This window comes from Rappaport israeli (assembly GCF_001888055.1).
GTDB classification, from domain to species: domain Bacteria; phylum Pseudomonadota; class Gammaproteobacteria; order Cardiobacteriales; family Cardiobacteriaceae; genus Rappaport; species Rappaport israeli.
Map to the genome: position 1 here is coordinate 273,476 of NZ_LXHZ01000022.1, position 13,203 is coordinate 286,678.

Sequence of the window (13,203 nt, forward strand, 5' to 3'; positions counted from 1 at the left end):
AACAAAGAGGTCCATCATGGGTATCAGTCCAATTCAACTCCTTATCGTACTTGCCATCGTCGTTTTAATCTTTGGTGGCAAACGCCTACGCAGCCTAGGCTCAGATTTAGGACACGCCATCAAAGGCTTTAAAGAAGTTACCAAAGAAGACAAACCAAAAGACACCCAACCCAATAATCACATCCACCACCACAAAAATGACCAACAAGGCAACATTATCGACATTGACACCAAAAACGAACACGACAAAACCAACCCCCCACATAAACCAAATACACCATGTTTGATATTGGATTTTGGGAACTCACCCTAATTGCCATAATAGGCATTATCGTCATAGGACCCCAGCGCCTTCCCGAAGTTGTGCGCACAATAGCCATAGCACTACGCAAAATCCGCCATAGCATCTACAACGTCAAAGCCGACATTAGCCGCGAACTCGATTTAGACAACCTCCGCCAAACCTTCCAAGACACCCAAATCCAAGACCACATTCAAAAACTCAACCAATCCATCCTCGAACAACACCCCAACCCCCTAGACGACCCAGAACTCACCACCCCAGTTGAAGACATCCAACACAACCTCAAAGAAAACATCCACCAACTCCGCACCTTCCTAAACGCCACTCCAGAACAAGAACAACAACAAGCCCACGAACAAGCCGACACCGGCATAGAACCCGACCCTAAAAACCCCACCACCACAAGCGACGACCCACCCCACCCATGAACCAAATCCCCAACCAAACCTCAAATAACGACCAAGAAATGCCACTAGTCGACCATCTTGTCGAACTTCGCACCCGCCTTATTCGCATTATTTTAGCGCTTGCCATCACCTTCCTCCTACTCCTCCCCTTTAGCAGCGACCTCTACACCCTTTTTGCCCGCCCCGTCCTAATGAACCTCCTTCCAGGACAAAGCATGCTAGCAAAAGATGCCATCGACATCTTCCTAACCCCCATCAAAGTCAGCCTCTTTATCGCCGCACTCCTTACCATGCCATGGACGCTATACCAAATTTGGGCATTTATCGCTCCCGCCATGTACAAACATGAAAAACGCCTCATGCTCCCCATTCTCATTAGCAGCACCGCCCTATTTTACCTAGGCGTCCTCTTCGCCTACCTCGTCATCCTCCCCATCCTCTTTCATTTTCTAGGCAACATCCAACTAAATGGCGTTGCCTTCATGCCAGATATCACCAACTACCTCTCCATCAGCCTCACCCTATTTATCGCCTTTGGCATCGTCTTTGAAACCCCCATTGCCACCATTATTCTCGTCCTACTCGACATCATCAGCATTGAAACCCTCAAAGCCAAACGCCCCTACATCATCCTTGCCGCCTTCGTTATTGGCATGGTTCTAACCCCTCCAGACATTCTCTCACAAACCCTCCTCGCCCTTCCTCTTCTCATCTTATTTGAACTTGGACTATTGATCGCCGCCCGATTAAAAAAACCACCCTCCCAGACCCTTTAATTTAGCCATAAAAATTTAACCTTTAAAAACAAAAGATTAAAAACAGCGTAAAAATTTTGGGTCAAACCAACAAAACCGCCTTAACTCCTTGTAAATAAAATAAATCACGCGTACAATCTCTAGTGAACCGTGGCATACACGGCTTAGAAATGATAAGCGTTTGTATAGCGTCTATGACAGCGGTGAACCGTGGCATACACGGCTTAGAAAATCAGGAGTAACCCTCATAACCCTGTCAAGGTGTGAACCGTGGCATACACGGCTTAGAAATGCTGGATGTAAGGCTGTTAAGCGCGCGAGGCGTGAACCGTGGCATACACGGCTTAGAAAACGTGTATGCCACGGTTAACCAAGCCCAACGCCGTGAACCGTGGCATACACGGCTTAGAAAATATGAAATTGATATTAAATGCGAAATTCAAGGTGAACCGTGGCATACACGGCTTAGAAATAATAGCACAGCAAAACGAGTAATGTTTGGGTGTGAACCGTGGCATACACGGCTTAGAAAACCTTTCGCATCGCTATCAGATGAACTGCCCTGTGAACCGTGGCATACACGGCTTAGAAAGTTTCGGGTATTTCTTGTTCGCAAGAATTTTCGTGAACCGTGGCATACACGGCTTAGAAAGCTATGGCTTGATTGTGTTGTCTGTAAGCATCGTGAACCGTGGCATACACGGCTTAGAAAGCGACATCGTTACCTTATCGTTTAAAGAGAGGGTGAACCGTGGCATACACGGCTTAGAAATTTTTATATCAACCATGGCGACGGCGGAGCTAGTGAACCGTGGCATACACGGCTTAGAAATTTTGGCAGCAGTACCGGCCGCAAGATAATCTGTGAACCGTGGCATACACGGCTTAGAAACTAGGTTTGTGGTTAAAGTTTAGAAATAACTTGTGAACCGTGGCATACACGGCTTAGAAATTACAGCTGGACGCTTTCACGTATTGCGCAAAGTGAACCGTGGCATACACGGCTTAGAAATTAGCGATAACGCACAGCAAGCCATTGAGCAAGTGAACCGTGGCATACACGGCTTAGAAAAGTCAGGCGGTCGGTTTTGTAAGACCAAAGGCGTGAACCGTGGCATACACGGCTTAGAAATTAGGAATAACAATATCCCGACTTCTTAACTCGTGAACCGTGGCATACACGGCTTAGAAATCACGAGGAGACAAATGTTTAGTAATCGGTTCGTGAACCGTGGCATACACGGCTTAGAAATCTTCATATGATTCATAAAAAACATCAGAATATGTGAACCGTGGCATACACGGCTTAGAAAAATCATTCTTGCAACAAATGCTAACGCAATTGGTGAACCGTGGCATACACGGCTTAGAAACCTGTAAGTAAGCCAAAGCGACGATGAAATAAGTGAACCGTGGCATACACGGCTTAGAAACAGTGCGTATCAATCAAAGGCTTGATATGAGCGTGAACCGTGGCATACACGGCTTAGAAAAAAACCAATTCACTGACATTGAGCTTTTGATGGTGAACCGTGGCATACACGGCTTAGAAACGATCAGCGTCAGATGGTCGGTCAACGATATAGTGAACCGTGGCATACACGGCTTAGAAAATTTAATGCGCTAATAGCCCCACCAATTGCACGTGAACCGTGGCATACACGGCTTAGAAAAATGACGCGGTTGTTAGTGCACAAACCTTTACGTGAACCGTGGCATACACGGCTTAGAAATTGAACATCGTATGCAAGATTGCGCCGGTCATGTGAACCGTGGCATACACGGCTTAGAAATTATGAATACGGCATCATGTGCCAAGATACTGTGAACCGTGGCATACACGGCTTAGAAAATCACGCTAGGCGGAACGTGGGTTTGGCTTGCGTGAACCGTGGCATACACGGCTTAGAAAACACCGCCGTTTTCTTCTACGCTTTGCATGGCGTGAACCGTGGCATACACGGCTTAGAAAATGCAGGCGGAATATCGCGCGCTGCTTGCACGGTGAACCGTGGCATACACGGCTTAGAAATGCTCGTTTGCTGCTTTTAAATCACGCTCTAAGTGAACCGTGGCATACACGGCTTAGAAAAAAGCGCTACACCATGTCCACGCTGCTCAAAGGTGAACCGTGGCATACACGGCTTAGAAACTTCAAAAAAGAGTAGTCAAAACAAAGAGAGGGTGAACCGTGGCATACACGGCTTAGAAAATTTTATGCTACTATCAGTTGCGAATAACTTCGTGAACCGTGGCATACACGGCTTAGAAAATCACTATCGCGTGTTTGCATCCCAGACAACAGTGAACCGTGGCATACACGGCTTAGAAATAATGCGGAAGGGTTTTTCAGCGTGTCGGAAATGTGAACCGTGGCATACACGGCTTAGAAATTACAGTTGGATGCTTTCACGCATTGCGCAAAGTGAACCGTGGCATACACGGCTTAGAAAATGCAGGCGGAATATCGCGCGCTGCTTGCACGGTGAACCGTGGCATACACGGCTTAGAAATGCTCGTTTGCTGCTTTTAAATCACGCTCTAAGTGAACCGTGGCATACACGGCTTAGAAATATCCCGCATAGCGAACAGCAGAGTATGCTACGTGAACCGTGGCATACACGGCTTAGAAAACAACGAATTCTGCATCATGATTAGAATCATCGTGAACCGTGGCATACACGGCTTAGAAATGCTGAGAGAGTTATTGCAATCTGGCGAGCTAGTGAACCGTGGCATACACGGCTTAGAAAAAGCAGGGCTGTCGACAATAACTTCAGCATAACGTGAACCGTGGCATACACGGCTTAGAAACTGAGTAATGCTGATACAGACATGCCTGTTAAGTGAACCGTGGCATACACGGCTTAGAAAACAAACAGACGATGCCAATGACTACTTTGAACGTGAACCGTGGCATACACGGCTTAGAAATCTTTTTGACATTCGTCAATTACGACAATTGAGTGAACCGTGGCATACACGGCTTAGAAATTGAGCGTGCGTTATCCCCCTCGGTATGAAAGTGAACCGTGGCATACACGGCTTAGAAATTGTCGCGCGCTCAAAGAATGCGAACGCCGGGGTGAACCGTGGCATACACGGCTTAGAAATCATCTCTCTCGAATGCTATCATGTACACATCGTGAACCGTGGCATACACGGCTTAGAAAGCTTTAAAACATGCTGAGCAAAATAAGCATCTTCAACTTTTAAAGTTTAAAATCACAAAAAACCCACCAGAAGGTGGTTTTTTTAATCTATATTAATAGGTTAAGGAAATTATTTTACTGCGCTGTCAGCTTTTTTAATAATTGCTTCTGCTTCTTGTTTTAAAGTTGTTTCATTTTGATTAGCGTCAGTTGCCAGATTATTTTCAACAACGGCAGTATTTGCATTAGCAACTGCTGCATTTGCGCTATTTAAATGCGCGTCTGCCTGTGCACCAGTTACGGTTGTCTCTTTTTGTGCCATTTCTACGGCATGATCAAAACCTTTTTCTTTTGTATCAGTTTTGACTTCCGCCATGGCATGGTTTGTAGCGTTTTCAACTTTTGCTGCTGCCGTATCAACTTTAGAACCCACCTCTTCAGCCGTATTGCTCATTGTATTACCTGCATTTTCAAGCGCAGCATCGACTTTTCCACCAGCAGTTTCTAGCGCCTTACCTGCTTCTTGCGCTAAGTCTTTTGTACCTTCAACTACTTTTTCGCCCGCCTCAGCTATTTCATGTCCAGCTTTATCTAATGCGTTATCTGTTTTCTCTACAGCATGACCGGTAGTCTCTTTAACATCCGTTGCCACAGCACTCGCTGCTTCCTGAGTCTCTTTTTGAGCCTCATCGCTACAAGCTACCAATCCAGCTGAAACCAATACTGTCAACATGAGAGAATGTAATTTCATTTTATTTTTCCTTAACTAGTTGAATATTAAATTAAATGGATAATCGCGCCAAAGAATACCACCGAACCATATTTCAATAAATAATCTTTTTGTAACAAAAACGCCCTTAATAAGGCGCAAAACAAACTAAACCATCCATAAAAACAAAATTGCTTTAAATCAATCTCTCACCATTAGAGAGATAACTCACAAAATCGACTGCGTCGGTTTATCCACCTGTGCTTATATCTTACAAATGAAGGGCAAGGCTCTATACTGCCTCCCTTCTCTATGCATCTATTAGTATTTATTACAGATATTCTTATCAATTTACTTGACTAACAGCCCTACCTTTAATCGCTCTTGGTAAAATCAAGGCGCTATTCTTTTAATTCTTAAACAACCATAATTTATTTCCCCTAAACGTATAAATTTTGTTAGATTATCAACCATCATTTATTCAACAAAGAGCGAGCCTTTATGAACAGAGCCGACAACCTCCAAACTCTTAGAAATACTCAAAATTGGGACGTTATTGTTATTGGTGGCGGCGCTAGTGGATTAGGTGCTGCGGTTGATGCTGCCAGCCGTGGATTTTCTACTCTACTTCTTGAAGCGCATGATTTTGCCAAAGCCACTTCTAGCCGTAGTACCAAACTGGCACACGGTGGCGTGCGCTATCTTGCTCAAGGACATATCGACCTTGTGATTGAGGCGCTCCATGAGCGCGGTTTGCTTGCCAAAAATGCCTCTCATCTAGTTAAAAATCAAACCTTTATCATCCTAACTATCAATGGTGGGAAGGATATTATTACCAAATAGGGCTATCGATTTATGACTGGCTTGCGCGCAAATTACGCTTAGGCAAAACCAAGCGCTTAAATAAAACCCAAACCCTCGCCCAGCTTCCTACTTTAAAAGCGGATGGTTTAGCCAGTGGCATTCGCTATTATGACGGGCAATTTGACGATGCCCGCTTGGCAATCAACCTTGCCCAAACCTTACAAGACCAAGGCGGATGTGCGCTAAACTATGTAAAAGTTATTGACCTAATTAAAGATGACAAACAGCGCATCAGTGGCGTTGTCGCTGAAGATAGTCTAAGCGGTGAGCGCTTTAACTTACATTGCAAAGCAGTTGTAAACGCCACAGGTGTTTTCACCGACAGCATCATGCAATTAGATAAACCTAGCGATAAAGCCTTTGTCGTTCCCAGTCAAGGGATACATCTTGTCCTTGCGCGCGACTTTTTACAAAGCGAACACGCGCTCATGATTCCCAAAACAGACGATGGACGCGTCCTCTTCGCCGTTCCTTGGCATGGCAAAGTAATTATCGGCACGACTGACGTACGGGTTGAACGACCTGAGCTTGAGCCCAAGCCCCTTGCACAAGAAATCGATTTCATCTTACAAACCGCTGCTAACTATCTCACCAAAGCGCCGACTAAAGCGGATGTTCTAAGCGTCTTTGCAGGATTGCGCCCCCTTGCCGCACCTGAAAAAGAAGGACAAAAAAGCAAAGAAGTTTCGCGCAGCCATAAAGTTCACGTCTCAGATAGCGGACTGGTTACCATCATTGGCGGAAAATGGACGACTTATCGCAAAATGGCAGAAGACACCATCGATAAAGCCATTGAAAACAGCGACCTTCCCAACAAAGCCTGTGTCAGTGAAACACTCGCCATCCACGGCAACCGACCCACCAACGAACAAGACCGCCAAAATCATCTCTATCTATACGGCAGCGACGCGCCTGCCATCGAACAATTAAGCGCTGAAAATCCTGATTATAAACAGCGCCTACATCCAAAATACCCCTACACTCTTGCCGAAGTTGTTTGGGCAATCCGCGAAGAAATGGCGCAAAATGTTGAAGACATTCTCGCTCGCCGTGTCAGACTATTATTTTTAGATGCGCGCGCTGCCATTGAAAGTGCACAGTCCGTCGCTCGCCTTATCGCTAGTGAGCATAACCATCCCCAAGAATGGATAGATACGCAAATCCAAAATTTCACCACCCTAGCTAAGGGTTATTTACTCACCGAAAACTAAAAACTTAAAAAACCACTTAACCACCACAAAAGGAGTATTTTTATGAGCAAAAACTATATCTTATCCTTAGACCAAGGCACGACTTCTTCGCGCGCCATTCTCGTTAACCACAGAGGTGAAATTGTCACTATCGCACAAAAAGACTTCAGCCAAATTTTCCCCCAGTCTGGCTGGGTTGAGCACGATGCCAACGAAATTTGGAGCTCACAAGTTAGCGTTGCGGCTGAAGCCATCGCCAAAGCAGGATTTAACGGACACGATATCGCCGCCATTGGAATCACCAACCAACGCGAAACCACCATTATTTGGGATAAAGACAGTGGCGAACCTATCTACAACGCCATTGTCTGGCAAGACCGCCGTACCGCCAAATATTGCGACAAACTGCGTGAACAAGGGCATGAACAAACCATCCAACAAAAAACAGGCTTACGCTTGATGCCTATTTTTCCGCCAGCAAAATCAAATGGATATTGGATAACGTTGACGGTGCGCGGGATAAAGCACAGGCAGGAAAACTCTGTTTTGGCACCGTAGATACTTGGCTAGTTTATAAACTCACGCGTGGCAAACTCTTTGTTACTGACGTAACCAATGCCAGTCGCACTCTACTATTTAACATCCACACCCTCAATTGGGACGATGAACTACTGGAGCTTTTTGATATTCCCAAAGCCATGCTGCCAGAAGTTAAATCCAGCAGCGAAATCTACGGACAAACCGCCACCACCTTATTTTCCAGCAAAATCCCCATTGCTGGTATTGCAGGCGACCAGCAAGCCGCCTTATTCGGACAACTCTGCCTAGACAAAGGCATGATTAAAACCACCTACGGCACAGGCTGTTTTTCACTCATGAATACAGGAGATGAAGCCGTTAACTCTAAGCACAACCTCCTCACCACCATTGCTTGGCAACGAAATGGCAAAACCACCTACGCCCTAGAAGGAAGCGTTTTTGTAGGCGGTGCTGCCGTGCAATGGTTACGCGACGGCGTACGCATTATTCGCACCTCAGAATCTATCAACAGCCTTGCTAAAACTGTAGAAGATAACGGTGGCGTATACTTTGTCCCTGCCTTAACTGGATTAGCCGCCCCTTATTGGGATGCCTATGCACGCGGACTTCTCATAGGCATAAGCCGAGGCACTACAGACGCGCATATTGCCCGCGCCACCTTAGAAGGCATTGCCTACCAAGTTTATGACCTCATCAAAGCCATGGAAGCCGATGCAGGCGAACAAAGCATTGAATGTCGCGTAGATGGCGGCGCTAGCGCCAGCGACCTCCTCATGCAATTTCAAGCGGACCTGCTTAATTTTGAGCTTATCCGCCCACAACAACTTGAAACCACCGCACTCGGTGCAGCCTACCTCGCTGGACTCGCCGTTGGCTTTTGGGAAGATGAAAAAGCCCTGCAACAACTATGGGATACAGATAAAACCTTTTCCCCACAAATGCCCTCCGAACAAGTCAAGCATCATCTACACTACTGGCATAAAGCCGTCCGTTGCGCCCAGAATTGGCTAGAAGAAGAGGATGACAAGAAAGAGAAAGAGAAAGAGAAAGAGAAACAAGAATAAAGCACTCAAGCGCTTGTCTAGTTTCAGTAAGATTTATCACTAAAAATAATCAAGCGCATTTTTTCTCACAAACCACATAATCATAATAATACCAATACAACACCCCCAAAGGAGGAACAAATGCAATCTATTTTCATCGCCGAACTCATTGGCACCATGCTCATGATATTGCTAGGCAACGGCGTAGTCGCCAACGTCGTATTAAGCAAAACCAAAGGACAAGAAAGCGGGTGGATGGTCATCACAACCGCATGGGCATTAGCCGTATTTGTAGGAGTTGTTGTTGCAGGACCTTATAGTGGCGCGCATCTTAATCCTGCGGTTACTCTTGGCTTAGCGCTTACAGGCGGCACCCCATGGCAACAAGTTCCAATTTATATTATTGGAGAATTTCTAGGTGCAGCACTTGGCGCGGCGCTTGTTTGGCTAAGCTATAAAGACCATTTTAATGCCACCACAGACGAAGCGACCAAACTCGCCTGCTTTGCCACCGCACCTGCCATAGCCAATAAAACCAATAATTTTATAAGCGAAGTCATTGGCACATTTGTTTTAATCTTTGTGATTTTCTTTATTGCCGAACCCAGCCTCGAATCCGCCAGCTTAGCTGAGGCAAAAATAGGTTTAGGCTCCTTGGGGGCTTTACCTGTCGCTTTCTTGGTATGGGTCATTGGACTTTCTCTAGGCGGCACAACTGGCTATGCCATCAATCCTGCGCGCGACCTAGCGCCAAGAATAGTCCACTTTCTTTTGCCAATTAAAGGCGACAGCGATTGGTCCTATGCATGGATTCCTGCCCTAGCGCCTTTAGTGGGTGCTACGCTCGCTGCCGTTATTTATCACTTACTACAATAAACCTCTATGGGCGCACGTTGAAATACTCGTGCGCCTTTTGATTTAGCGCCTCAATTTCATTAAGCAAGCGCTTTATCTCCCCCTCATCTTGCGCCTCAATGCTGGCTTGCAGCTCCGCCAATTTCAAGCGTAATTGTTGCATTCCTAGCATAAAATCCTCACGCATCGACTCCTGCATAATGCCCCCCAATGCCTGCGCCTGCCCAGCGTAAGCCAATAATTCCGCTGCAATCTTATTTTTATCTTCCATTGCAATCGACTTTTGCAAAGCATCAAATTTCACTTGCATAATGCTCATCGTCTCCGCCAAGTCCACCTGTGGCGCAATAATTTCAGGCTCAGGCAACGCGCTTTGAGGCGTATTCACCGAAACCGCCACCGTTGGTGCTTTAGTAATCACAAAGGATTGCGATTCTAGCGCCACGCCATCTTGCTCAATTGTTGTATCCACCACAGTTGCCACATTCGTTGCCGTAACTGTTGATGGCGGACGAGGTTCATTTCTATCACTCACACCTGGTTTATCCACCCATTCTTCCTGCACCTCCTGCACCTGAGCCAAAACCTGTGGCAACACCACCGCCGCCAACATCATCACTAAATATTTACGCATAATGCCTCCTGTTTATTTATAAAAGAATCAAAAAGATATCACAAGAATCGCAATTTATGGTCTTAAATTTCCCTTAACTACATTTAAAACAACCCTGTAATTTTGCCATCTGCATCAACATCAATTTTCTCCGCCGCAGGATGCTTAGGTAGCCCAGGCATGCGCATAATATCGCCCGTAAACACCACCAAAAACCCTGCCCCAGCTGATACCGACACATCGCGCACCGTCAACGTAAAATCTTTAGGACAGCCTAATTTTGTCGGGTCATCGCTTAATGACAAAGGCGTTTTTGCCATACAAATTGGCAACTGCGCAAAACCCAATGTTGCCAGTTGAGCCATCGCCTTACGCGCCTTATCTGCATAAACCACCGTTTTCGCGCCATAAATATTACACGCCACCAGCTCAATTTTCTCTTCAATCGATTGGGACAACTCATAAGTATAATCAAGCGCGCTTTCTTGCCTATCCATCGTCTCTAATACCGCCAGCGCCAGCGCCTCACCGCCCTCAGCTCCTTTTGCCCAAACCTCCGTCAGCGCGAAATTCGCCCCCAACTCACGACAATAATTCTCAATAAATTCAATTTCTTTTGTGCTATCTTGGGCAAATCGATTCAAAGCCACCACCACAGGCAAGCCTAGCGCACGCAAATTCTCAATATGCTTACCCAAATTTGCCACCCCTTCCTGCAGGGCAGACAAATTTTCCTCAGCCAGCGTCGATTTATCCACACCGCCGTTATACTTTAGCGCGCGCACCGTCGCCACCACCACCGCACAATCTGGCGCAATCTCTGCCGCGCGACATTTAATATTGCAAAACTTCTCTGCGCCCAAATCCGCACCAAAACCCGCCTCAGTAACCGCAAAATCCCCCAAATGCAATGCTAATTTTGTTGCCAACACACTATTACAACCATGCGCAATATTGGCAAAAGGCCCACCATGCACAAACGCTGGCGACCCCGCCAACGTCTGCACCAAATTTGGCTTAAAAGCCTCCTTCAGCAAGGCGGTCATCGCGCCATGCGCTTTTAAATCACGCGCATATACTGGCGCATTCTCCGTGTTATAACCAATCACAATATCACCCAAACGCCGCTTTAACTCCTCTAGCGACTGCGACAAACAAAAAATCGCCATCACCTCAGACGCCACCGTAATATCAAACCCATCAGCGCGCAAAGTTCCATCACTCACCTCCCCACCGCCACTAATAATATGGCGCAACTGGCGGTCATTCATATCAAGCACTCGCCGCCAGCGAATCCGTTTTAAATGCAAATTCAGCGTATTCCCATGATGAATATGATTGTCAATTAACGCTGCCAATAAATTATTCGCACAGCCAATGGCATGCAAATCTCCCGTAAAATGCAGATTAATATCCACCATCGGCGCCACCTGCGCATAACCCCCCGCCCGTTGCCCCACCCTTAACCCCAAACACAGGACCCAAAGACGGCTCACGAATCGCCACCACCGTCTGCCGCCCCAAGCGATTAAGCGCATCTGCCAAACCGATTGTAACCGTTGTTTTCCCCTCCCCAGCAGGAGTTGGATTAATCGCACTTACCAAAATTAACTTTCCAGCGCGTTTTGGCCTTGCCAACGTCGCCTCCGCATCCACCTTAGCCTTATACGCACCATAGCGCTCCAAAGCAGACAACGGCAGACCAATTTTTTCTGCAATCACCTCAATTGGTTGTAAAACCGCCTGCTCAGCAATCTGTGCATCAGTTAACAACGACATACCCATCCCTCCCTATAAAAAATAAAAAACATGCAAAAATATCGTCGCATTATGGCAAAATTATTCAACGGTCTAAAATTTTATCCTCATTCAATCAACCACAGAATCGCCATAAAACGGCTCACAGGATTGCCCGTCAATCATCAACAAATGATATATTACGACCTCGCTCACCTGCGCCAACAACGCCCACACATTGGCAAACAAACCCCATACAGGAACCCCCTAAGGAACACACATGCAAAACTATCTCTACACCCACAGCCTCCAACAAGCTCAAGCGGATAACCTCATTATCATCGACATCCGCCGCCTAGAAGAAATTAGCGCGCGCCCCCTCCCGCAAGCCCAGCTCACCATTGAAATGACCGACCTACTCGCCAACCCAAGCCAACACCTCGACCCCAACAAACGCTACCTACTCGTCTGCGCTGCAGGAATCCGTAGCAACAAAAGCGCCGCCGAACTCCATCAACAAGGCTATACAAACGTCCTCTCCTACCCAAGCGCTTGGTAAGTGCGCTAAATCATTCACCGCCCCCAAACACCCCAAACCATGACCTACGACGTCCTCATTATTGGCGCAGGCGCTAGCGGAAGCTACTGCGCCATCCATGCCGCCCAACACAACCTCCGCATCGCACTCATCGAACAAAACAAAAGCATTGGCAATAAAATCCGCGTCTCAGGAGGTGGACGTTGCAACCTCACCAACCTCTACATCAGCCCCGACGCCTACCACAGCAGCAACCCAAAATTCTGCCACAGCGCCCTAACCCGCCACAGCCAATGGGACTTCCTCAACTGGTGCCAAAACGCCCGCCTAAGCGTTGAAGAAAAAACCCTCGGACAACTGTTTTGCCAACAAAAAAGTCGCGGACTCATCGACGCCCTCCAACACCAACTCCAGCATCCCCCAAATCACCCTCCACACCCAAAGCCCCGTACAAGCGCTAAGCTATCATCCCCCACACCCCCCACCCCCCTACCAC

The 13,203-nt window shown here is 46.8% G+C and carries 8 protein-coding genes, 3 pseudogenes and 1 CRISPR repeat array; of the genes and pseudogenes, 8 read left to right on the forward strand and 3 right to left on the reverse strand.

The genetic code is table 11. The annotated features are described in order from the left end of the window. Positions 1-16: 16 nt before the first annotated feature. The 3 genes from tatA to tatC are packed head-to-tail and all read left to right on the forward strand — an operon-like array spanning position 17 to position 1,487. Positions 17-313, forward strand: coding sequence for a twin-arginine translocase TatA/TatE family subunit (gene tatA / locus A5N84_RS12830; RefSeq protein WP_072281768.1), 297 nt, complete (start codon positions 17-19; stop codon positions 311-313). Continuing rightward, on the forward strand, positions 280-732 hold the full coding sequence (tatB, locus tag A5N84_RS06755) for a Sec-independent protein translocase protein TatB (RefSeq protein WP_072281743.1): 453 nt from the start codon (positions 280-282) through the stop codon (positions 730-732). Before tatA ends, tatB begins: the two co-directional genes overlap by 34 nt. Further along, a complete protein-coding gene (gene tatC / locus A5N84_RS06760) occupies positions 729-1,487 on the forward strand; it encodes a twin-arginine translocase subunit TatC (protein ID WP_072281744.1) in 759 nt (252 codons plus the stop codon). The genes tatB and tatC overlap by 4 nt, the downstream gene beginning before the upstream one ends. Positions 1,488-1,609: 122 nt before the next feature. Continuing rightward, positions 1,610-4,639: a CRISPR direct-repeat array (repeat unit 28 nt; unit sequence GTGAACCGTGGCATACACGGCTTAGAAA). Between the two features lie 109 nt (positions 4,640-4,748). On the opposite strand, the gene A5N84_RS06765 is transcribed toward tatC, so the two are convergent. Continuing rightward, positions 4,749-5,369, reverse strand: coding sequence for a hypothetical protein (locus A5N84_RS06765; protein ID WP_072281745.1), 621 nt, complete (start codon positions 5,367-5,369; stop codon positions 4,749-4,751). A gap of 459 nt (positions 5,370-5,828) precedes the next feature. Between A5N84_RS06765 and A5N84_RS12840 the strand changes: the two are divergent. The 3 genes and pseudogenes from A5N84_RS12840 (at position 5,829) to A5N84_RS06780 (ending at position 9,840) form a co-directional block, all read left to right on the forward strand. Next, positions 5,829-7,402: pseudogene (locus tag A5N84_RS12840) on the forward strand (glycerol-3-phosphate dehydrogenase/oxidase). A 42-nt stretch (positions 7,403-7,444) separates the two neighbouring features. Next, a pseudogene (glpK, locus tag A5N84_RS06775) lies at positions 7,445-8,985 on the forward strand (glycerol kinase GlpK). Positions 8,986-9,105: 120 nt separating this feature from the next. Continuing rightward, a complete protein-coding gene (locus A5N84_RS06780) occupies positions 9,106-9,840 on the forward strand; it encodes an MIP/aquaporin family protein (RefSeq protein ID WP_072281746.1) in 735 nt (244 codons plus the stop codon). 4 nt (positions 9,841-9,844) lie between these two features. Here A5N84_RS06780 and A5N84_RS06785 read toward each other — a convergent pair whose 3' ends face one another. After that, positions 9,845-10,453: a cytochrome b562 gene (locus tag A5N84_RS06785; RefSeq protein ID WP_072281747.1), complete on the reverse strand. Its 609-nt coding sequence runs from the start codon at positions 10,451-10,453 to the stop codon at positions 9,845-9,847. Between the two features lie 83 nt (positions 10,454-10,536). Next, positions 10,537-12,211: pseudogene (locus A5N84_RS06790) on the reverse strand (formate--tetrahydrofolate ligase). 238 nt (positions 12,212-12,449) lie between these two features. On the opposite strand from A5N84_RS06790, the gene A5N84_RS06795 reads away from it, so the two are divergent. After that, positions 12,450-12,728 carry a rhodanese-like domain-containing protein gene (locus tag A5N84_RS06795; RefSeq protein WP_072281748.1) on the forward strand — a complete coding sequence of 93 codons (279 nt, stop codon included), beginning with the start codon at positions 12,450-12,452 and terminating at the stop codon, positions 12,726-12,728. 39 nt (positions 12,729-12,767) lie between these two features. Further along, the coding region (locus tag A5N84_RS06800; protein ID WP_143324861.1) for an FAD-dependent oxidoreductase at positions 12,768-13,203 on the forward strand (436 nt) is incomplete at its 3' end.